The 20,315-nt window shown below is 63.9% G+C and carries 22 protein-coding genes; 4 read left to right on the top strand and 18 right to left on the bottom strand.

Annotation, left to right across the window (positions count from 1 at the left end; translation table 11 throughout):
• Positions 1-130: 130 nt before the first annotated feature.
• The 8 genes from NKH60_RS14680 to NKH60_RS14645 form a co-directional block, all read right to left on the bottom strand.
• On the bottom strand, positions 131-1,105 hold the full coding sequence (locus NKH60_RS14680) for a DUF4167 domain-containing protein (RefSeq protein ID WP_352831722.1): 975 nt from the start codon (positions 1,103-1,105) through the stop codon (positions 131-133).
• A gap of 340 nt (positions 1,106-1,445) precedes the next feature.
• Complete coding sequence (gene prmC, locus NKH60_RS14675; protein WP_352491801.1) at positions 1,446-2,315, bottom strand: peptide chain release factor N(5)-glutamine methyltransferase; 870 nt, start codon at positions 2,313-2,315, stop codon at positions 1,446-1,448.
• Positions 2,308-3,387, bottom strand: a complete 1,080-nt coding sequence (prfA, locus tag NKH60_RS14670; protein ID WP_352491802.1) for a peptide chain release factor 1 — start codon at positions 3,385-3,387, stop codon at positions 2,308-2,310. Before prfA ends, prmC begins: the two co-directional genes overlap by 8 nt.
• Positions 3,388-3,395: 8 nt before the next feature.
• The gene (ptsP, locus tag NKH60_RS14665) at positions 3,396-5,666 is read right to left on the bottom strand and encodes a phosphoenolpyruvate--protein phosphotransferase (protein ID WP_352453081.1); all 2,271 of its coding nucleotides are present in this window, start codon (positions 5,664-5,666) and stop codon (positions 3,396-3,398) included.
• A gap of 182 nt (positions 5,667-5,848) precedes the next feature.
• The gene (locus NKH60_RS14660) at positions 5,849-7,102 is read right to left on the bottom strand and encodes an aspartate kinase (RefSeq protein ID WP_352471486.1); all 1,254 of its coding nucleotides are present in this window, start codon (positions 7,100-7,102) and stop codon (positions 5,849-5,851) included.
• 163 nt (positions 7,103-7,265) lie between these two features.
• Positions 7,266-8,129, bottom strand: a complete 864-nt coding sequence (locus NKH60_RS14655) for a GGDEF domain-containing protein (RefSeq protein WP_352872558.1) — start codon at positions 8,127-8,129, stop codon at positions 7,266-7,268.
• Positions 8,033-9,496 carry a PAS domain-containing protein gene (locus tag NKH60_RS14650; protein ID WP_352872556.1) on the bottom strand — a complete coding sequence of 488 codons (1,464 nt, stop codon included), beginning with the start codon at positions 9,494-9,496 and terminating at the stop codon, positions 8,033-8,035. The genes NKH60_RS14655 and NKH60_RS14650 overlap by 97 nt, the downstream gene beginning before the upstream one ends.
• 122 nt (positions 9,497-9,618) lie before the next feature.
• Positions 9,619-10,188, bottom strand: a complete 570-nt coding sequence (locus NKH60_RS14645; protein ID WP_352542483.1) for a putative glycolipid-binding domain-containing protein — start codon at positions 10,186-10,188, stop codon at positions 9,619-9,621.
• A gap of 214 nt (positions 10,189-10,402) precedes the next feature.
• Between NKH60_RS14645 and ubiG the strand changes: the two genes are divergently transcribed.
• Positions 10,403-11,152 (top strand): bifunctional 2-polyprenyl-6-hydroxyphenol methylase/3-demethylubiquinol 3-O-methyltransferase UbiG, encoded by a 750-nt coding sequence (gene ubiG, locus NKH60_RS14640; protein ID WP_254816707.1) that lies wholly within the window; start codon positions 10,403-10,405, stop codon positions 11,150-11,152.
• Between the two features lie 19 nt (positions 11,153-11,171).
• Here the strand turns inward: ubiG and NKH60_RS14635 are convergent, their stop codons facing one another.
• A complete protein-coding gene (locus NKH60_RS14635; protein WP_352503215.1) occupies positions 11,172-12,062 on the bottom strand; it encodes a DMT family transporter in 891 nt (296 codons plus the stop codon).
• Positions 12,063-12,163: 101 nt separating this feature from the next.
• Here NKH60_RS14635 and NKH60_RS14630 point away from each other — a divergent pair, with 101 nt between their 5' ends.
• Positions 12,164-12,649 carry a MarR family winged helix-turn-helix transcriptional regulator gene (locus NKH60_RS14630; RefSeq protein ID WP_352633862.1) on the top strand — a complete coding sequence of 162 codons (486 nt, stop codon included), beginning with the start codon at positions 12,164-12,166 and terminating at the stop codon, positions 12,647-12,649.
• Between the two features lie 40 nt (positions 12,650-12,689).
• Here NKH60_RS14630 and NKH60_RS14625 read toward each other — a convergent pair whose 3' ends face one another.
• Together NKH60_RS14625 and NKH60_RS14620 are read right to left on the bottom strand one after the other, a co-directional pair.
• The gene (locus tag NKH60_RS14625; RefSeq protein ID WP_352471321.1) at positions 12,690-13,343 is read right to left on the bottom strand and encodes a Vgb family protein; all 654 of its coding nucleotides are present in this window, start codon (positions 13,341-13,343) and stop codon (positions 12,690-12,692) included.
• A 9-nt stretch (positions 13,344-13,352) separates the two neighbouring features.
• Entirely contained in the window at positions 13,353-14,573 is a 1,221-nt protein-coding gene (locus NKH60_RS14620; protein ID WP_352831719.1) for a winged helix-turn-helix domain-containing protein, read from the bottom strand.
• Positions 14,574-14,725: 152 nt separating this feature from the next.
• Here NKH60_RS14620 and NKH60_RS14615 point away from each other — a divergent pair, with 152 nt between their 5' ends.
• Positions 14,726-15,526: an SDR family NAD(P)-dependent oxidoreductase gene (locus NKH60_RS14615; RefSeq protein ID WP_352831717.1), complete on the top strand. Its 801-nt coding sequence runs from the start codon at positions 14,726-14,728 to the stop codon at positions 15,524-15,526.
• A gap of 73 nt (positions 15,527-15,599) precedes the next feature.
• Here NKH60_RS14615 and NKH60_RS14610 read toward each other — a convergent pair whose 3' ends face one another.
• The 5 genes from NKH60_RS14610 to NKH60_RS14590 are packed head-to-tail and all read right to left on the bottom strand — an operon-like array spanning position 15,600 to position 18,710.
• Entirely contained in the window at positions 15,600-16,295 is a 696-nt protein-coding gene (locus tag NKH60_RS14610) for a hypothetical protein (protein ID WP_352816584.1), read from the bottom strand.
• An 8-nt stretch (positions 16,296-16,303) separates the two neighbouring features.
• Positions 16,304-16,729, bottom strand: coding sequence for a DUF1178 family protein (locus tag NKH60_RS14605; protein ID WP_352743859.1), 426 nt, complete (start codon positions 16,727-16,729; stop codon positions 16,304-16,306).
• Entirely contained in the window at positions 16,726-17,592 is an 867-nt protein-coding gene (locus NKH60_RS14600; RefSeq protein WP_352831715.1) for a carbon-nitrogen hydrolase family protein, read from the bottom strand. Before NKH60_RS14600 ends, NKH60_RS14605 begins: the two co-directional genes overlap by 4 nt.
• A gap of 10 nt (positions 17,593-17,602) precedes the next feature.
• Positions 17,603-17,872, bottom strand: coding sequence for a glutaredoxin 3 (gene grxC, locus NKH60_RS14595; RefSeq protein WP_352577153.1), 270 nt, complete (start codon positions 17,870-17,872; stop codon positions 17,603-17,605).
• A 37-nt stretch (positions 17,873-17,909) separates the two neighbouring features.
• The gene (locus tag NKH60_RS14590) at positions 17,910-18,710 is read right to left on the bottom strand and encodes a ComF family protein (RefSeq protein WP_352831713.1); all 801 of its coding nucleotides are present in this window, start codon (positions 18,708-18,710) and stop codon (positions 17,910-17,912) included.
• 54 nt (positions 18,711-18,764) lie between these two features.
• Here NKH60_RS14590 and NKH60_RS14585 point away from each other — a divergent pair, with 54 nt between their 5' ends.
• The gene (locus NKH60_RS14585) at positions 18,765-19,637 is read left to right on the top strand and encodes a methyltransferase domain-containing protein (protein WP_352577157.1); all 873 of its coding nucleotides are present in this window, start codon (positions 18,765-18,767) and stop codon (positions 19,635-19,637) included.
• A gap of 50 nt (positions 19,638-19,687) precedes the next feature.
• Here NKH60_RS14585 and NKH60_RS14580 read toward each other — a convergent pair whose 3' ends face one another.
• Both NKH60_RS14580 and NKH60_RS14575 read right to left on the bottom strand, forming a co-directional pair.
• Complete coding sequence (locus tag NKH60_RS14580; RefSeq protein ID WP_023677981.1) at positions 19,688-19,867, bottom strand: Flp family type IVb pilin; 180 nt, start codon at positions 19,865-19,867, stop codon at positions 19,688-19,690.
• A gap of 126 nt (positions 19,868-19,993) precedes the next feature.
• The gene (locus tag NKH60_RS14575) at positions 19,994-20,299 is read right to left on the bottom strand and encodes a hypothetical protein (RefSeq protein ID WP_023677980.1); all 306 of its coding nucleotides are present in this window, start codon (positions 20,297-20,299) and stop codon (positions 19,994-19,996) included.
• Positions 20,300-20,315: the final 16 nt, after the last annotated feature.

The following is a 20,315-nucleotide window of genomic DNA, read 5'->3' as shown; positions in this document are numbered from 1 at the left end:
CACGGACCCTCAAGACGCCTCGACACTGGCGAATGCATAATATTCCGAGCGCGCAAAGCAAAAACGGCGGAGATTTCTCTCCGCCGCCTGGGGTAAAGGATGCGCTAAGATCGACTGAACGTTTTTCCGATCAATTCTCGACGTCTGCGATCACAGCTTGACCGCCGGGGCCTTCAGCCGGCGCTGCATCGACATTGCCAGCGTCGGTATTGCCAGTCTCGGCATTGCTTGTCTCGGCACTGCTTGTCTCGGCACTGCCAGTCTCGGCACTGTCAGGGCCGGCGTTGTCGTTGCCGCCATTTGCCTGTTCGACATCGAGGCGCGGGCGACGCGGACGCCTGGGGCGGCGGGCCGGGCTGTTTTCGGCCGCGGCTTCGTTGAGCTCGGCCTGGGCGGCGAGACCCGCCGGCGAAAGGTTGTCGAATTGCGGTGCGGGCTCGCTCACAAAGACCGGCCCAGCGGCCGGCACGGGCTCCGCCTGCGCCGGCGTCTCGTCGCGCCGTGGCTGTTCGGCGCGCTGGCCACCCTGCTCGCCGCGCGCGCCATACTCGCCGCGCTGGCCGTTCTGGCCGTAACCGCCATTGGGGCGACGGTCGCGGTGGCGTCCGCCATTGTTGTCGCGGCCGTCACGGTTGTCGCGGCCGCCCCGATTGTCGCGGCTGTTTTCCTGGTTCAGAGCCAGCTCGGCCGGCGTGCCATCGATGACCGGCTGCGGGCCGGCACCGTGATTGGCCGCCGAACCCGACGTCTCGTTGGCATTGTTGTTGCCGGCATTGTCGAACTCGTCGCGATCCTCGTCGCCGTCATCGTCGAAATCATCGCGATTCTGCTGCGCGTTCTGGATCGGCATCTGCGCCTGAGCGGCTGCGATGATGCGGTTATAGTGCTCTGCATGCTGGAGATAGTTTTCCGCCATCACCCGGTCGCCGGAGCTTTGCGCGTCACGGGCAAGGGTTGCGTACTTCTCGGCAATCTGCTGAGCCGATCCGCGGATCTTCACGTCCGGGCCGTTGCTCTCGTAGTTGCGCGTCAGGGGATTAGGCCCCTTACGGTTGTTGTTGTTATTGTTGTTGCCGCCGCCGCCATTGTTGTTGCGACCGCGCATGCGCCTGTTTTGCTGTTGTGGCCTCATTAGACTCTCTTCACTTTGAAATTTTCGAAAAACTCTTCACGAACGGAGGCGCTCATGCGGCCAGCCGTTTCGTTCCTTCACCGGCGTTCGCCCGCATCAATTGCGTTGGCGCCACGTGCCATCCTGTTCCGGTTACTTCACTTGCCGGACGATTCCCGCACGAAGCTTGGGCGTCGTTTGCGCAAGAAGGCAGCTATTTCCAAGGAAAACCGAATCGCTAAGAGCACTGCCTGCTTCGTCTCATCCGGTTAAGGCGACCCTAGCCGCATTCCCCGGTATTGCCAAGCGCTTTTTTCGCACTGCATCACGGCTTTCACCGTTCGAACACAAGAACTCTGTCGTTTCCGCCGAGATCACGAAACACCCCGACCGAACGGTACCCGGCCGCGGAGAATATCTCCGTAACCTGTTGGTGCTGCGTATGGCCGATCTCGACCGCAATCCTGCCTTGGACTTCCAAATACGCTGCCGCTCCCGCGGCGATCTTCCTGTAGGGGCTCAGACCGTCCACACCGCCATCGAGGGCCTGGCGTGGATCGAAACCGCGGACCTCGTCCTGCAGATTTCCAATGTCGTCTGAGGGTATATAGGGAGGGTTTGCGACAATTACATGGTACCGGCCAGAAACTTTTTCAAACCAGTCGGATTTGAGCGGCGTGAACCGGCCGGCGAGCCCCAATTCCCCGGCATTACGCATGGCTGTGGCCAGCGCCTCCTGCGAAATGTCAACGCCGGTGGCGGTCGCGGCCGGAACGGCGCTGAGCAGCGCCAGCGCGATGGCACCGGTACCGGTCCCTAGATCGAGGATGCGGCAGCAGCCCTCGCGTGCCGCCATTGCCTTGACGAAGGGCAGTATAGCCTCGACCAGCGTTTCGGTATCCGGCCGCGGCTCCAGCGTTTGCGGCGAAAGCGAAAGGCGCAAGCCGTAGAATTCGCGGTAGCCAAGGATTCGGTGTACCGGCTCGCCGGCGATGCGCCGCCGCAAGGCGGCTTCGATTACCGCCGTCACGTCCGTATCGACAGCGCGCCCGGGATCGGCGATGGCCTGCGTGCGACTGGTGCCGGAAAAATGCTCGACGATCAGCCTGGCATCGAGCGCCGGATCCGCGATCCCGGCTGCGGTGAGCCGGTTTCGCGCCTCCCGCAGCAGCGGCGCCAGCGTGGCGGGCAGGCTGTCAGCCATCGATGCCGATATCGGCGAGCAGCTTCGACTGGTGATCGGCGATCAGCGCGTCGATGATCTCGTCGAGTTCGCCCATCATCACCCGGTCGAGCTTATAGAGCGTCAGGTTGATACGATGATCGGTGACGCGACCCTGCGGAAAATTATAGGTGCGGATGCGTTCCGAGCGGTCGCCCGAGCCGACCTGCGACTTGCGCGATTCGGAACGTTCCTCGTCCGCCTTGCTGCGCTCGAGGTCGTAGAGCCTGGCGCGTAGGATCTGCATGGCCTTCGCCCGGTTCTGGTGCTGCGACTTTTCCGCCTGCACCACCATGATGCCGGTCGGCAGATGGGTGATGCGCACGGCCGAATCGGTGGTGTTGACGTGCTGGCCGCCGGAACCCGAGGCGCGCATCGTGTCGATACGGATGTCTTCGGCCCTGATGTCGATGTCGACCTCTTCGGCTTCCGGCAGCACCGCGACCGTCGCCGCCGAGGTATGAATGCGTCCGCCCGCCTCGGTCGTCGGCACGCGCTGCACCCGGTGCACGCCGGATTCGAACTTCAGATGGGCAAAGACGCCCTTGCCCGAAACGGTGGCGATGATTTCCTTGTAGCCGCCGACCTCACCCTCGCTGGCCGACACCGTCTCGAAACGCCAGCCATGCGCCGCGGCATAGCGCTCGTACATGCGAAACAGGTCGCCGGCGAAAAGCGCCGCCTCGTCGCCGCCGGTGCCGGCGCGGATCTCGAGGATGGCGTTCTTGTCGTCGGCGGCATCCTTGGGCAACAGCAGGATTTGGATGTCCTTCTGCAGCGCCTCGATGTGATGCTTGACCCCTGGCAGGTCGGCCTCAGCCAAGGCCCGCATCTCGGCGTCGGTGCCCTTGTCGGCGAGCATCGCCTCCAGATCGCCCTGTTCGTGCTCGGCGGCGCGCAGCGCCCTGATCTTTGCCACCATCTCCTGGATGTCGGCATATTCGGAGGCCATCCTGACATAGGCGTCCGGCGCTGGCCCGGCCGACATCTGCGCTTCGAGCATGTCGAAACGCTTGACGACTTGATCCATACGGTCGCGGGGCAGGTTGATCATGGCGAAGTCTATAGCGGTATAGAGCGGTCGTCGGCAAAGGCTTGCAGCAGCGCCCGCATCGGCAGGCCATGCGCCGGCGCCATCAGATTGTCGTCGAAGAACGCTTCCAACTCGCTGAGCGGCAGTTCCGTCAGCATCGCCTTGACCGGGCCGATCGATGCCGGCGACATCGAGATCGAGCGGTAGCCAAGGCCGATCAGCGCCATCGCCGAGATCGGCTTGCCGGCAAGTTCGCCGCACAAGGTCACCGGCGTCTGGTTGCGAGCCCCGGCATCGGCAATTTGCTTCAAAACACGCAGGAACGGCGTCGACAGCGGGTCGAAGCGGTCGGACAATTGGGTGTTGCCGCGGTCCACCGCCATGACGAACTGGAACAGGTCGTTCGAGCCGACCGAGACGAAATCGACCGCCTTCATCAGTTCGTCGAGCTGGAACAGCAGCGACGGCACCTCCAGCATCGCCCCCACCTTGAGGCTGGTCGGCAAATGATGGGCAAAGCGCGACAGATGCCGGACCTCGCGGTCGATGATCTCGCGCGCCTGCGCGATCTCGCCGAGTTCCGTCACCATTGGCAGCATCAGTTTCAGTTCGCGTCCGCCGCACGCCTTGAGCAGCGCGCGGATCTGGGTGCGCAGCAATCCTGGCCGGTCGAGCGTCAGGCGGATGGCCCGCCAGCCGAGAGCCGGATTTTCCTCCTGGATCGAGCCCTTGAAATAGGGCAGCACCTTGTCGCCGCCAATATCGATGGTGCGGAACGTCACCGGCTTGTCGCGCGCCGCCTCGAGCACGTCACGGTACAAGCGCTCCTGGGCTTCCGCGCGCGGAAAGGTCGAGGCGACCATGAATTGCAGCTCGGTGCGGAACAGGCCGATGCCGGCCGCGCCCGCTTCGGCCAGTTGCGGCAGGTCGACCGCCAGCCCGGCATTCATCAGAAGGTCGACCTGGACACCGTCCTTGGTCACCGACGGCTTCTTGCGCAGCTCGCGGTAGACCTCCTGCCGGCGCGCCCGGAAACGCACTTTCTCGGCATAGGCCGCCTCGAGGTCGGGCTGCGGGCGCAGATGGATCGCGCCTTCCTCGCCGTCGACGATGATGGCATCGCCGTTTTCCGCCATGGAAACGGCGCCCTTCATCTGGCCGGCGACCGGTATGCCCATGGCCCGCGCCACGATGACGACATGGCTGGTCGCGGCGCCGTCCTCCAGCACCAGCCCGCGCAGCTTGTCCCTGGGATAATCGAGCAGCTCCGCAGCACCCATCGAGCGGGCGACGATGATGGCGTCCTTGGGCAGCGAGGCCGCGACGTCCTCCGGTCCGCGCCCCATCAGCTGCCGCAGCAGCCGATTGGCGAGATCGTCGAAATCGCTCATCCGTTCGCGCAGATACGGATCGGTCATGTGCAGCATGCGGGCACGCATGTCGCTCTGCACCTTTTCGACCGCCGCTTCGGCCGTCAGGCCGTTGCGGATCGCCTCCTCGAGCCGGCGCACCCAGCCGCGGTCGTTGGCGAACATGCGATAGGCTTCGAGCACCTGGCGATGCTCGCCCTCGAAGGCGACGTCGCGGCGCTCCAGCATGTCGTCGATGGAGAGCCTGAGCGAGCCGAGCGACGCGTCGAGCCGCCTGACCTCTTCCTCGCTGTCCTCGTTGAAAAGATTGGTGACGACGATGCGCGGCTCGTGCAGCACCACATGGCCGAGACCGACGCCTTCGTTGAAGGACAGGCCGGTAAAGCTTACCGGGCGGCGCAGATCGAGCTCGAGGCCGGGCCTTGTCAGCCGCTCCAGATCGCCGGTGGCGATCATCTCGGCGATCACCATCGCCGTTGTTTCCAGCGCCTCGACCTCGTCGTCGCGATAATGGCGCATGGTCTTGTTCTGCACGACCAGGACGCCGAGTGTCCGCCCTGCCCGCAGCACCGGCACGCCGAGGAAGGAATTATAGATTTCTTCCCCTGTCTCCGGCAGGTAGGCGAAGGCAGGATGCTCCTGCGCGTTGGAGAGGTTGAGCGGCCGCGCCGAGGCCGCGATCGTGCCGACCAGGCCTTGGCCCAGCCTGAGCTGCGCCAGGTGGACGGCGTTCGGGTTCAGGCCTTCGGTGGCGTAGAGTTCGAGCACCGAATCGGCGCGCAGCACATAGAGCGAGCAGACCTCGGCAACCATGTTGGAGGCGATATCGCGCACGATTCGGTCAAGCCGCTCCTGCGGCTCCAGCGGCTCTTGCATGAGCTCGCGGAGCCGTTTCAGCAAAACGCGCGGGCCACTGGCCGAATCACGCATCGCGGCTTCTTCCTCCAATAGCATTTCAACCGGTGCAGGTTGCCCTGCACAGCGGCACAAACGCAACAACTCAATTAGAGCGCTGTCGTCCAATTGGACGCATAAAGACCGCTCCAAGATTTTCGATCCGCTGCATCCTGCCTTCCGAAAATCGATTCCGATTTTCGGGCCGATGCAGTCTGCTACTGCTTATCCAGACCGTACACGGAATGCAAAGTGCGAACTGCTAGTTCCGTATAGGGACCGTCGATCAGGATCGAAATCTTGATTTCGGACGTCGTGATGGCGCGGATGTTGATCGCGCGGTCGGCCAGCGCCTTGAAGGCGGTAGCGGCGACGCCGGCATGGCTGCGCATGCCGATGCCGATTACCGAGACCTTCGACATGCCGGCTTCCGACTGCACCACGTCGTAGCCGATCGTCGCCTTCAGCCGCTCGAGCACGGCGAGCGCCTTGTCGACGTCGCCGGATGGCACGGTGAAGGTCATGTCGGTGAACTTGCCGTCCTCGGAAATGTTCTGGACGATCATGTCGACGTTGATATTGGCCTCGGCCAGCGGCCCGAAAATGCCGGCGGCGACGCCCGGCCGGTCGCCGACGCGGCGCAGCGAAATCTGCGCCTCGTCCTTGGCATAGGCAATTCCGGTGACGACCTGCTGTTCCACGATCTCTTCCTCGTCGCAAATAAGCGTTCCCGGCGGATTGAGCAAATCCCCCATTCCGGGTGCATCGGGATCGTCGAAGGACGACCGCACGAAAGTACGCACCCTGTGCACCATGGCAAGCTCGACCGAGCGTACCTGCAGGACCTTGGCCCCCAGCGAGGCCATTTCGAGCATTTCCTCGAACGAAATCTTGGCCAGCCGCCGCGCTTTCGGCTCGATGCGCGGATCGGTCGTATAGACCCCGTCGACGTCGGTGTAGATGTCGCAGCGGTCGGCCTTGACCGCTGCCGCGATGGCGACAGCGCTGGTATCGGAACCGCCGCGGCCGAGCGTTGCGATCCGGTTGTCCGGCCCGATGCCTTGGAAACCGGCGACCACCGCCACCTGGCCTTCGCCGAAGCGCTTGATCAGGAATCCGCCGTCGATATCGAGAATGCGCGCCGCGCCATGCGCGTTGTCGGTCTTGATCGGGATCTGCCAGCCTTGCCAGGAGCGGGCATGCACGCCGATATTCTGCAGGGCGATCGCCAGCAAGCCGGCGGTGACCTGCTCGCCGGACGCGACCACGGCGTCATATTCGCGCGCATCGTGCATCGGCGAGGCCTCGCGCGTCCATTGCACGAGCTCGTTGGTCTTGCCGGACATCGCCGAGACCACGACGGCGACCTCATGGCCGGCGTCGACCTCGCGTTTGACATGACGCGCCACATTGCGGATGCGGGCGATGTCGGCGACGGAGGTTCCGCCGAATTTCATCACGATGCGCGCCATAGAAGCGAAATGCCTTTGACTGGATGCCGGACCGGAGGCCGAAAAGCGGAAAAATGCGCCAAGCTGTGGCCGGGCGCTCAATGCGCGGCCTCCTTAGCCAAATGATAGCGGTTTCGCAAGGCGGTGAGGATTCCGTCGCCTTGCCCCGTCCATCAACCAGATTTCAAGCCACGCTCTTGGTGAGTTTTGGCTTTTGCTGCTCGACACGGGCGAGACCCGCTCCGGCGATGACGCGGTCACGGCCCTCAGCCTTTGCCTGATACAAAGCGCGATCCGCGGCATTGACGATCTCCGCCCATGAGGCGCCGAGCTCCGGGAAGGCGGCGACCCCGAACGACGCGGTGATGGTGCCGAGCGTGCGGCCGCGATGCGTGACATGCAGCTGCTTGATCGCCTTTCGCAGAGCTTCGGCGCGATCGGCGCCATCGGCCAGTGACGTTCCCGGCATCATCAAGGCAAATTCCTCGCCGCCGTAGCGCGAAACCACGTCGCTTTCCCTGACATGGTCGACCAGCGTGGCGGCCACCTGCTTGAGGACGAGATCCCCAGCTTCATGGCCGAACGTATCGTTGAACTGCTTGAAATGATCGACGTCGAGCATGATCAACGTCAGCGGCTGCTCGGCACGTTCCAGGCGCCTGAGCTCGCGGCTGCTGGTCTCCTCAAGGTAGCGGCGATTGTAGAGCCCGGTGTTGGGATCCCGGATCGACTGCTGCCGCAACGTCTCGCGCAGGCGCAGATTGGCAAGCGCCAACGCCAGCGTATCGACGACGCCACGCAGTATCTGCTGCCGTTCGGCAAGCCACTCCGGCTTGTCAACGGCATTCGGCTCGCACAGATGCAGGATGCCAAGTGTCTCTCCCTGCGCTGCTAGAGGCATACAGACATAACCGCGGCCGCCATTTTCGGTGATGTGGTTGCAGCGCGGCGTCAGCATGCCTGGACCGGCGACGTGCTCCTGGCCGCGCGCAGCGCCCAACAATCTTCCGGTCCGAACTGGCCGACGCTCGACCGGATGGTGCCCCAATGCGCCATCTCCTCCACCAGGTTGCGCGACGCACTGGTCAGATGAACGGTTCCGCTCAATCCGCCGAAGAAATCAGGCATGGCGGAGCCGACGACGGAAAATGCCTCGTGAAAAGTGACGCAGGCCTGAAGCAGTTCGCCGAGCTTGACCAGGCGGGTCGTGGCCTCCGATGTCTCTTTCAGTTCACGATTGAGCCTCGCCAGTTCTTCGGCACGATCGTGCACCGCCCGCTCGGCACTGCGCAGGTCGCTGATGTCGCTGAGCGTCAGCACGATGCCGCCATCGGCGCGGTTGAGCGGATTGCAGCTGACGACCACGGGCAAGGAGGTCCCATCCGGCTTTGCCAGCCTCACCTCATTCTGGTGGCGGCGGCCGGTGGTCATGGCCAGTTCGACCGGAGATGTTCCCGACGCGGGCTTGTCTCCCGACGGCCCCCTGATATCCAGGGCCGACTGCCAGTCCTGCCCCACGACCTTGTCGCTGCGCCGCCCGATGATCTCGGCTGCCGCCGGATTGACGGACACGACCTGACCCTTGCCGTCGATGACGGCGATGCCTTCGGCAACGGTCTGGACGATGTCTTCGATGTAGGCCTTCTGATCGACAAGTTGAGCGCGCGAGGCTTCGATTTCGGAGGCCATAGTGTCGAACCCTTGCGCCAACTGTCCGAACTCGTCATCGGAGGTGCGGCCGATACGGGCCCCGGCGTCGCCGCGCGCCAGCGATTCGATGCCGCGGTTGAGACCAGCAAGGCCTTTACTGAAGCCTCGCAACAACAGGAAGGCGGAGGCCGCCGCGATCAGCACGGCTGCCGCGGTACACAGGCCCACAAGCCACAGCATATCGTTCGTGCGCTGCTGCGCGGCACGCAGCAGCGGCGTATACTCGAACAGGACGGCGCCGACGATCTTGCCGGGTGCATCCTCGATCGGCACCGCAACCAGGTCAATCGGATCGGCCACGTCGGCACTGGCCTCGACGAAGTTGCGCGGCACGCCGTCGTCAATCGTCCGGGCGATTTCATTGCCGGGATCGTAGTCGAACGTCGTGCCGATATTTTGCTCTTCTCCCGGAACGTCGGCGAAAATAACCTTGTTTTTGTCTACGATGACGAGATCGCGTTTCGAGCGGCCGTGCTGCAAAGTCACGAATTCGCGGAGCCCATCGGGTCTCTCGAATAATGAACGCGGCGCGTCCGACGCCCTGAAGGCAATAGTTTCGGCCAGCTGCCGTGCGACGCTTGTCGCCTCGGCCAGCGCCACGGATTTGGTCAGCGATATCTGCGAGACGATCGCAACGCCGCCGACCAGGCCGATCAAGGCCACGGCGCTGAACAATGTCGCGACTATCTGGGTTCTTATGCGCACCGGGCTGCCCCTACTCGGACAGCAATCTAAATGCCAAACACTGACCCAACGTTAAGAAACCGCCAATATCGTAAATTTGCCGTTAAGCCACACCGGCCAGCTGCACTCCCAACGCGGGCGGTTCAGCCCGTCCGCACGATGGCCTGCCACAGGCGCGGATAGTCGAGGACGAAACCGAGCGGCGAGACCTCCAGTGTCTCGTGGTAGCCGAACATCGGGGCGGCATAGGCGTAATGTGCAGCATCGACGCGCTGATAGGTTTGCTCGAGGCGAACGAGCCTGAGTTCGGGAAATGTCAGATAGGCTGCCGGCGCGGGCGTCGCCATACCGACATCGAGGGCAAAGCGGCGAAGCGCCAAAAGGTTTGTGGCGGGCGTGAAGCCGAGATCGACATCGATGAGACCGTCGACTTCCGCTTGATGCTCGCCGTTCAGCGTCCATTGGCGCTCGGTCAGCCGGTCGATCCTGTAATGCAGCTGTTGCGTGCCGAAAAAGCCGTCGGCGCGCGCCGATCGTGTATGCCAATCGGCGTCGCAGTCCGCCTCGTAGGCGATGCTGCACGGCTCGCCGTCCTGGACGAAAAGCGCGTGTCCCCTGAGGTTCCACCCGGAACTCGCTTCCGACAGAAGGCAAGCGTCGTGGCCTTCCTGGTCAAGCCGGCGCCAAAGAATGGAAGCAACCGCTCGCATCATTGCGCACTCCTCCGAACCCGATGTCTCTGCTTCGTCCGCCAAAGCCTAGGCGTTTCCTTCCGGCACACCATCAACTGACACGTGCTGACACAAATGCAGCCGGCAAAAGGCGGCGCCGGAAGGCATCGCGCGCATCGCACCGCCGGCGGTGAATTTCGCGCCTTGACATTCGCAGCCTCGCGCCCGACTTCCTAGCGTCCGAGGAGACCACGCCATGCCTGAGCCCCGACGATCGACGATCGATGCCGGAGAGGTGGAACGCTTTTCCGCCCTTGCCGCCGAATGGTGGAACCCGAACGGCAAGTTCCGCCCGTTGCACAAGTTCAACCCGATCCGGCTTGCCTATATCCGCGACCAGGTGGCGGCCCGCTTCGGCCGCGATCCGCGTGCGGCACGGCCGTTCGAAGGCCTGCGCTTCCTTGACATCGGCTGCGGCGGCGGGCTCCTGTGCGAGCCGATGGCGCGGCTTGGCGCCGAAGTGGTCGGCGCCGATGCCTCCGCCACCAACATCGAAGTGGCCAAGCTGCATGCGGCGGAAGTCGGCGTGAGCGTGGATTATCGCGCCACGACCGCGGAAGACCTTGCCGATGCCGGCGAAAAATTCGACGTCATCCTCAACATGGAAGTGGTCGAGCATGTCGCCGATGTCGATCTGTTCCTGGCCAAATGCGGCGAGATGGTAAAGCCCGGCGGCATCATGTTCGTCGCCACCATCAACCGCACGCTGAAGGCCCTGGGGCTGGCCATCATCGGCGCCGAATATGTGCTGCGTTGGCTGCCACGCGGCACCCACCAGTTCGGCAAGCTGGTGCGCCCCGAGGAACTGGAAAAGGCGCTTGCCGGCGCCGGCCTGACCGTCATCGACCGCACCGGCGTCACCTACAACCCGCTCGCCGACCGTTGGCAGCGCTCGAAGGACATGGACGTCAACTACATGGTGCTGGCGGAGAAGGCATCCGTCTGAAGCTTACGCCTTCTGGCCTCTATGGCCTCTGGCTTTGCGCCTTGGTGGTGATGAACACGCCGGCGGTGATGATGACGGCACCGGCCCAGGTCAGCAGTTGATAGCGCTCGCCGAGGAAGAGGGTCCCGGCAAACAGCCCGACCGCCGCCGCGACATAGCCGATCTGGCTGAGATAGACCGGGCCGCCGACCGCTTGCAGGCGGAAGAAGAAGGCGAACATCGCCGAGGCTGATGCCACCTGTGCCGCTGCGACCAGCGGCACGCCGCCGAGCGAGCCGAATGCATTGCCGCCAAGCAGGACCAGAATGCCGGCAAACAGCATCAAGGCTGCTGCCAGGTGGCTGCCGACGGCGAGCTCGATCGGGCCGGTGCCTTCGGGCCAGTCGACGGTACGGTAAATGTTGCCGGCGGCGAGGCTGACCGGGATGAGCAGGCCCATCGCAACCCAGAAAAATTCGGCCGGCTGGCCCGCTTCGCCGCGCGTCACCGCCACCATGACTGCGCCGACGAAACCGACGACTATGCCGACGATGCCCAGCATGGTCGGGCGCCTGACGCCGAGCAGCATCGAGAACACCAGCGTGACGACCGGCGACAGCGTGAACATGATGCCGCTGTAGCCGGCGCCCAGATGCGGAATGGCTGAAAACATCAGCAGATTGGGGATTGCATATGAGACGGCCGCGGTGACGAAGAAATAGCGCAGCCTGTGCGGCGTAAGCCGCATGCGCTTCCCGTTGAGCAGCAATGCGCACAAAAGCACGCCGCCGGCACCAAGCGAGATGACGAAGGCCCAGACCATGGCGGCCACGCCGGCCGCCGTCGCGATCTTGCCGAACGGCAGCGTCAGGCCGAGCAGTCCACCGGTGACAACCAGAAGGCCAAGCGCCGAGTCCCAGAGAAATTTCATCGCACCGTCCCGTCGCCCGTTCGCGGCACTTGGCCAATATCGCAAGCTGAGGTAAGATAAGGTAAAGATTCTTCACGTCAAGATACATAACGGTGAGAGACATGGATCGCGCAGCAAAAGCGATCGGGCAATGGAAAAAGGAACGGCCGGATCTCGATGTCTCGCCGATGGCCGTGCTCGGACGGTTGAACGAGGCCGCCTCGCTGATCGCACGAGAGCGGCTGGCGCCGCTGTTTGCAAGTTACGGGCTGCAATCCGGAGAATTCGATGTGCTGGCGACGCTGCGTCGTTCCGGGCCGCCATACGCGCTGACGCCGACGGCTCTCTACGAGGCGACGATGGTAACGTCGGGCGCGATGACCAACCGCCTCGATCGGCTCGAGAAATCCGGCCTGATCAAGCGCGGGCCGCACCCCGACGATCGCCGCGGCATTGTCGTGCAGCTGACTAAAAAGGGTCTGGCGTTGATTGACGAGGCGGTTACCGCTCACGTCGCCAACGAGCACCAGATACTTTCCGGCCTGATACGCCCGGAGCAGATCATGCTGGCTCGCCTGCTCGAAAAACTGATAGCGAGCCTAGGCTAACCCAGGGCGGCCAAGAGGGCCGGCCGAGAGGGTGGAAAGCTTAAATCCTGGTCGCCGAGCCTCGTTTGGGCCGGCGAACAGCTCTGATCTTGCCGCTGTTTCCGCCGCCACAGAAAAACTGGTCGCCGCCATCGGATTCGAGCCCCGACACGCCTGTTCCCGGCGGCATATCGAGCTTCTCAAGGACCTTTCCCGTTTCAGGATCGATCCGTCTGACATCGCTCTCCTCACCCTCCCAGGTGCCATGCCACAGCTCGCCGTCGACCCAGCTGACGCCGGTGACGACGCGGTTGGAAACGATGGTGCGAAGGATTGCCCCTGTCTCGGGATCGACCTGATGAATCTTTCGGCCCCGATGCTGGCCGACCCAGAGTGTTCCTTCGGCCCAGGCGAGCCCGGAATCACCGCCATTGCCGGGCGCCGGGATCGTCGCCAGGACCTGGCCATTCTTCGGATCGATCTTCTGGATGCGATCCTCGGCGATCTGATAGAGGTGCTGGCCGTCGAAGGCCGTTCCGGCGTGTGCCGCGACGTCGATCGAGCGCACCACTTTGCCGCTCGCCGGATCGAAGGCGTTCAATCTGTCGCCTGAGGCAAACCAGACATGCTCACCGTCGAAGGTAACGCCGTCCACGTGGTCGACACCCGGAAAGGGTCCATATTCTCGAAGGATTTCGGCTGCGGATCGTTCCATAATTCCATCCTAGTAGCCCGGCAGTGGGCCGGGGAGTAACAAGATTGTCGGGAAACCCGTCAGCGGCGGGGTCATCCAGCGACGCGCCCGTCCGCGGCCGAACGACTGCACCTTGCCGGCCTGGGCGAGCTGCTCGAGCGCTCGCTGCACGGTACGCGAACTGGCTCCAAGCGCAATCGCCAGGGCCGAACTCGACCAAGACTCGCCGTCCGCGAGGAAGGCGAGCACGGCGGCATGCTCTTCTTCGACGGGTGGCGCCAGCACGACGACCTCACCTGCGCGGCGCGGGGCCAGCGCAAAGCCCCGCTTCGTCGCGCTCACATCCGCCAAGCTCCGAAGCTCCGCGCGAAGCCGCCCGACTTCGACGCGCAATCGTGCGCGATGTGATTCGTCCGCGTCCTTTCCGCGGAAAGCGCGCGCAATGAGCGTCGCTCTTGCCACGTCCCCCGGCCAGGCTTCGGCCAGCGCGCGGGCCAGCGCGAACAGCACCGGGCGGGTCGCCAGCGAGACGACGGTGTCTGCGACACGCACGACATTGCGGCATGCATCCACCACGAGCGCCCCCGACGCCAGGAGCGCTTCGACTTCATCGAGCAGGAGGGGCCGTTCCCCGCCACGCGCGACACGGCGCGCGGCCGGCGTGTCCAGCACCAGCGATGCGCTCTCCACCTCCGCGATCAGCGCGGGGATGCCCGCCGCGCGCGCCGCCCGCGCCGCCAGCCCGAGCGCGGCGCGCGCAGGACCGGTCCGCAAGCGGCGGATGGCGATGCCGGCGACAGCCAGCTCGTGGGCGGCCCGCGATGCCGGCGGCAGCGGCGAGGGATCGAAGCCGTCCAGCCTGCGCTCGGCTTCGTCGAGATGGCCGATCAGCAGCAGGCGCCGAACGTCGAGGTTGCGCGCATGCGCGGCGTTGACACGGTCGCCATGCTTTTCAAGCGTCGCCCGTGCGGCGTCGAGTGCCTTGGCCGGCCAGGTAAGGTCGCGCGAGACGAGCGCGATCTCGGCCTCGGCGACGATACACCGCGCGCGGGCCACGGCCTCCCTCGGGCTGAATGCGCGCGCCGCCCTCTTGAGAAGAACCTTCGCCCGAACCAGGTCGCCAAGCTGCGCCATCGCGATACCGCGCAACGCCAGTGCCGGCGCATCGTCGCGCAGCGCAACCCGCTTCAAGGCGCCGAGCGGATCGCCCGCCGCAAGCGCATGCGCCGCGGCGGTGATCAGCGAGTCCATCGGAATCCCGTCACACTTGTCACTCCCATGGCTTCGACATCCGGCGCTAAGTCCATCTCACCAACCAGTCGTATCGACAACGGCGACTGTAGCCAACCTGAGTTGCGGCGCGCCAACGCTCGAACACAACGATAAGCATTAGGAGAGACGCAATGAAGATCGAAGGTACAACCATCCTGGTGACTGGAGCCAATCGGGGCATCGGTCGGGCACTGGTCGAGGAAGCCCTGAGCAGAGGCGTAAAGCGCGTCTATGCCGCAACCCGCAAACCGATGGCTCATCCGGACCGGCGTGTGACGCCCCTGACCATGGATGTGACCAACGCTGCGCAGATCCGGGAGGCCGTCGAGAAGATCGATGCTCTCGATATCCTCATCAACAACGCCGGCGTATCGCCCATCGATGACCTCAGCGACCGTCGTGTGCTCGAACAACAGCTCGCCGTAAACCTCTTCGGCTCGTACGACGTTACCCAGGCTCTGCTGCCGTTGCTCGCCCGGTCGCGGGGAGCCATCGTCAACATTCTGTCGCTGGCCTCGATTGCCGCCGTGCCGTTCAGTCCGGCTTACTCCATCTCGAAGGCGGCCTCGTTTTCGCTGTCGCAGTCGTTGCGCACCCTTTTGGCCGGACGGGGTGTCAGCGTCCACAGGGTCCTTCCCGGCCCGGTGGACACGGACATGACACGGGGCCTGGACATCGCGAAAGCCTCTCCGGAGTCTGTCGCACGAGCGATCCTGGACGGCGTGGAGAACGGCGAAGAGGAAATCTTCCCCGATCCCATGTCGGAATCCCTGGCGGAGGGCTGGCGCAGCAGTGCAGTCAAGGCGCTTGAACGCCAGTTTGCAGCCTATGCGGAAGCAACTCCGTCAAGTGAAGCAAGCCCGTCAGGCAGTGGGCATGAAAGAAGCAGCGAAACGGTTGCCCGCGAGCCCCATCCTTGCTGCTCGGCCTGAAATTGCGGACGCTTGTGCAGGGGGCGGCATCGCCGCTCTGGGCGGAAGCGAATCCCACAAGCGAAACGGAGCATCATTTTCGCTTGTCGAAATGCGCTTCAGCTTCTTGTCGCCTGATACGCCTCTGATATCGCCGCCGGGCGAAAAAGACGATCAAGTCTGCCAGCCAACCTGGAGCATTGAGATGGAGCAAGGCATCACGCGCGCTATCAATTTGCCGACCATTCATCGCTACATTGGAAAAATCCGAGGGTTCCGTTTGTCGAGCTTCGACCCATTGACGAATACTCGCCCCGTCCGGCAGTTTCGCCGCAAAAGCCAGTTCACGTCTCATGCAAACCCACTCCACCCGGTAGCGCAATTCCTCCTCATAGCCAATGCCTCGCTGATGGAGACGCGCATGCGTCGCCTCATGCACTATCGCGCTGGCGATCTGGTCGCTCAGCGTGTGCTCGCCTAGAACAAATCGCCGATCGAGCTCGCAAGTCGAAGTCGATTTCACAAATTGCGCAGCGGCACCTGGATTGATTGTAATCCAGATCCGTTTGAGATCGCGGACCAGACGGCTGTATCGAACAGGGTCAAATTTCTGAATCAACCGCAGCGCGGCGGCAACCTTATCTGCATCTTTCCCGCCGCTCTCGCCATTATAGAAAACTGGCAACCCATCGATCGTCCTCTTGTCGATCGACTTTATAGCCAACCAGCTGAAAACACGGATCACTACCTCTGAACCACGCCGCTTTTCAGTCTTCTCCGGATGGGGCAAGACTTTCCTCAGTTGCGGTCGTCGGGGAAGCTTGGAATAGGCATGAACTCGACACCGTCTTCGGCGAGGCTCTTGGCCTCGTCCAGCGTCGCCTCGCCATAGATACCGCGCGGATCGCTTTCGCCGAAATGGATCTTGCGCGCTTCCTCGGCGAATTTGTCGCCGACATAGTCGGCATTCTCGCGCACCTTGTCGGCCATGGCCTTGAGCTGCACCAGCGCCTGCTTCTGCGCCTCGCCCATGGCCAGCGCGATGCTTTCGCGCTTGCGCCCGGTGGAGACGGCAGGCGCCATCAGCGCCTTGTCGACCTTGTGCGAGCCGCAGGCCGGGCAGTCGACGAAGCCGCGCTTCTTCTGGGTGTCGAAATCGTCGTTGCTGCGGAACCAGGCCTCGAATTCGTGCTCGTGTTCGCAGATCAGGGAAAAGCGGATCAAGAGGCGGCACCCCTGAGCGGCATTGCCTCCGCCGAACCGGCGTTTACCGCAAAATCGCGTGCGTTCTTGAGATTCGGTATCTTCTTGCGCGCGGCGACTGACTCCGCCGGGTCGATCTCGGCGACGATCACTGCCGGCTCCTCATGCGCCGCCTCGGCGATAATGCGGCCCCAGGGATCGACGATCAGCGAATGGCCATAGGTTTCGCGGCCGTCCTCGTGCACTCCGCCTTGCGCGGCGGCGACCACATAGGCGCCGTTCTCGATGGCGCGCGCCCTCAGCAGCACATGCCAGTGCGCTTCGCCGGTCTGGCGGGTGAAGGCGGCGGGCACCGAAAGCAGATCGGCGCCGGCCAGCGCCTCGGCACGGAACAGTTGCGGAAAGCGCAGATCGTAGCAGACGGCAAAGCCCAGCTTCGCGCCCTCGATTTCGGTGACGACAGCCTCGGTGCCAGGCTCATAGGCGGCGGATTCGCGCCAGCTCTCGCCATTGTCGAGATCGACGTCGAACATGTGGATCTTGTCGTAGGTGGCAATGGTGGCACCGTCCGGCCCGAACAGAAGGGCGCGGTTGGCAAGCTTGCCGTCGGCGCGCAGAATGGCGGTCGAGCCGATATGCAGGAAGATGCCGAGCTCCTTGGCCAGCTTCCGCGAAATCGAGACGATGACGTCCTTGTCTTCGGAGGTGAAGGAAGCGGCCCGCGCCTGGCTGTCGCGGATCAACGCGCCGGTCATTTCCGGGGTCTGGATGTAGCTCGCGCCAAGGCCTGCCGCCTCGCGCACCAGCCGTTCCAGATCGACCGCATTGCGCTCCGGGCTGGTTCCCGAACGCATCTGGATCGCCGCCGCCTTGAAAGCACCCATCGTCATGTCCTTATCTGGTCGAGCCGTTGGCGAGCAATCTGTCCAGCCGTCCTTCCGCCTCCAATTCGTGGAGATCGTCGGAGCCGCCGACATGCGTGTCGCCGATGAATATCTGCGGAAAGGTGGAACGGCCGTGGGCCCGGGAAATCATTTCCCGGCGCAGTTCCGGCGAGAAGGAGGCGTCGTGCTCGGTATAGGCGACACCCTTCCTGTCGAGCAGCCGCTTGGCCGCGGTGCAATAGCCGCACATCATCCGCGTGTAGATCGTCACATCGACCATCGGTCAGCAACCCTGCCTCGTTCCGCTGTCATCTAGGCTATATAGGCGCCGATTCGTCGGCCCGAAAGTCCCCCGGCAGCACACGCGCGAAGGTCAGTACGTCGACCGCGCCGGCACCGCCCTTCTTCAATGCCCTGGCGACCGCGCGGACGGTGGCGCCGGTGGTGTAGACATCGTCGATCAACAGCACCCGGCGGCCGGCGATTTCGATCTCCGCCTCATCAGGCACTTTGAATGCGGCGCGAACATTTTCCTCGCGTTCCCGCCGCTCCAGCCCGACTTGCTGGCGCGTGAGTTTGATGCGCTTGATGGCTGATGGCGCGAAAGGTCGCTCCCCGAGCTGCGCCACCGCCCGCGCCAGTTCCGCCGACTGGTTGAACTGCCGTCGGAAGAAACGCCGCCAGTGCAGCGGCACCGGCACGACCACGTCGGCCTCGGCGATGAGTTCGGCACCGGCGCGAAGCATCCAGCGCGCCATCCACGGCGCCAGATCGGTGCGGTCCTGGTATTTCAGCCCTTGCACCATCTGGCGGGCAACGCCGGAATAGGCAACCGCCGCCCGCGCGCGCTCGAACGGCGGCGGGTCGGCTATCGCCTCCGCCGAAAGGAACCCTTCACCCATATTGTGGGTGAACGGCGTGCCCATCACCGGGCACCATGGCCGTTCCAGCAACCTGAGTTTCGGCCAGCAGGCACCGCACAACACGCCGGGCTGCGAGACATGGCGGCGGCAGCCGGCACAGACCGGCGGGAACAAGAGGCGCGCTGGCCAGCCCAATGCCTTGCGGGCAATGCTCTTGATCGCAATACGCTTGATCTCTGGCATGGGATCGGCCACGTGGTTGGTCCTCCGCATCACTATATCAGAGAGCGAAGCACAAGGACCTGCCCATTGCAGCCTGTAATCGACACCTCGCTCTGGCTGGCGCGCAAGCGCCGGGCACTGGCCCGTCCCATCGCCGGCGCGGATTTCCTCATGCGGCGGGCGGCCGAGGATCTTGCCGACCGGCTCGGCGCCGTCGAACGCAGGTTCGGCAAGGCGGCCTCATTGTTTTGCCAGACGCCGGCAGCAGCAGAGGTGCTCGCCGAAAGCGGCAAGGTGACGGAAAACGTGCGCGTCGAGGCCGACGCCGCTTTCCTGGGTGGCCAGCCAGGACTGTTGGCGCCGTTGGAAACCGTGCCATTCGAGCCGGAAAGCCTCGACCTCGCAGTCTCGCTGCTGTCGCTGCAGGCGATGAACGACATTCCCGGCATGCTGGTGCAGGTCCGCCGGGCGCTGAAGCCGGACGGGCTTTTCCTCGGCGCCTTCGCCGGCACAGGCACACTCTCCGAACTGCGCGAAAGCCTGCTTGCCGCCGAGACCGAGCTCTATGGCGGCGCCAGCCCGCGTGTGATCCCGTTCACCGACGTCCGCGACGCCGGCGCGCTGCTGCAGCGCGCCGGCCTGGCACTGCCAGTTGCCGACGTCGAGACGATCACGGTGCGCTACGATTCGCTATTTGGCCTGGTCGCCGATCTGCGCGCCATGGGCGAGACCAGCGCGCTTGTCGACCGCAGCAGGCGGCCGGGCACGCGAGCGCTGTTCGCGCGCGCCGCCGAAATCTATGCGGAGCGGTTTTCGGATGCCGATGGCCGCGTCAGGGCGAGTTTCTCGGTGGTCTGGATGTCAGGCTGGGCGCCCGATGCCTCTCAGCAAAAGCCGCTGAAGCCGGGCTCCGCAAAAATATCGCTGAAGACAATCCTGGAAAACCCCGGCGGCCCCTGAGCGCATCCTTGCGCAAAAGCTAAGCGTATCCCACGCAAAAGCTAAGCAGGTCACTGTGCAAAAGCGTTGGCAAGCTTGCTGCTGTTGTCGCTGAACAACCACTGGATGGCGCCGGCAGCCTGGCCAATACCAGCGACAATGGCAAGCGACAGCACGGCGACGATCAAACCATATTCGATAGCCGTCGCACCCCTCTCGTCTTCTAAAAATCGTTGCAGCAACATTTTCATGGGCGCCTATCCCTCTTGCCCGAACCTAGCGCCGACCCGTTAAGAAAGGTTAATGCGACAGGCTTAACGCGCGGTGAACCAGCTGCATTCTAGGAAACAGCCGAATCCTAGAGATCTGTTGAGGAGTCAGCAGTCGCCGCTGCTTCTGCCATCGGCCCGTATAACGCAGACCGAACTGGGCAGCGGCTGCAGCACGCTCTTGCGTAGCGTATAGCTGTCGCGCTGGCCGATCGAGCCGGTGCTCATCGTATCCAGCCCGTCGCGGGCAAACTGCGAGCGGGTCCGGCTGTCGAGGTAGGGCGTCGCGATCAAGGCCAGAGCCACCGCGGCCGAGCCGAACAAGAGAGCGATGCGCAATATTCCCATGCCGGCATTGGCGGCGCCAGGAAGGCGGTCGGGCCAAGGCGAGTCCCAGTCCTTTTCAAGGCTCATGCAAATCGCTCCCCAG

It is taken from the genome of Mesorhizobium sp. M1006, assembly GCF_040318825.1.
Classification (GTDB): Bacteria; Pseudomonadota; Alphaproteobacteria; order Rhizobiales; family Rhizobiaceae; genus Mesorhizobium.
Note: the sequence above shows the minus strand (reverse complement) of the source record. Positions and strands in the feature narration are given on the sequence as shown.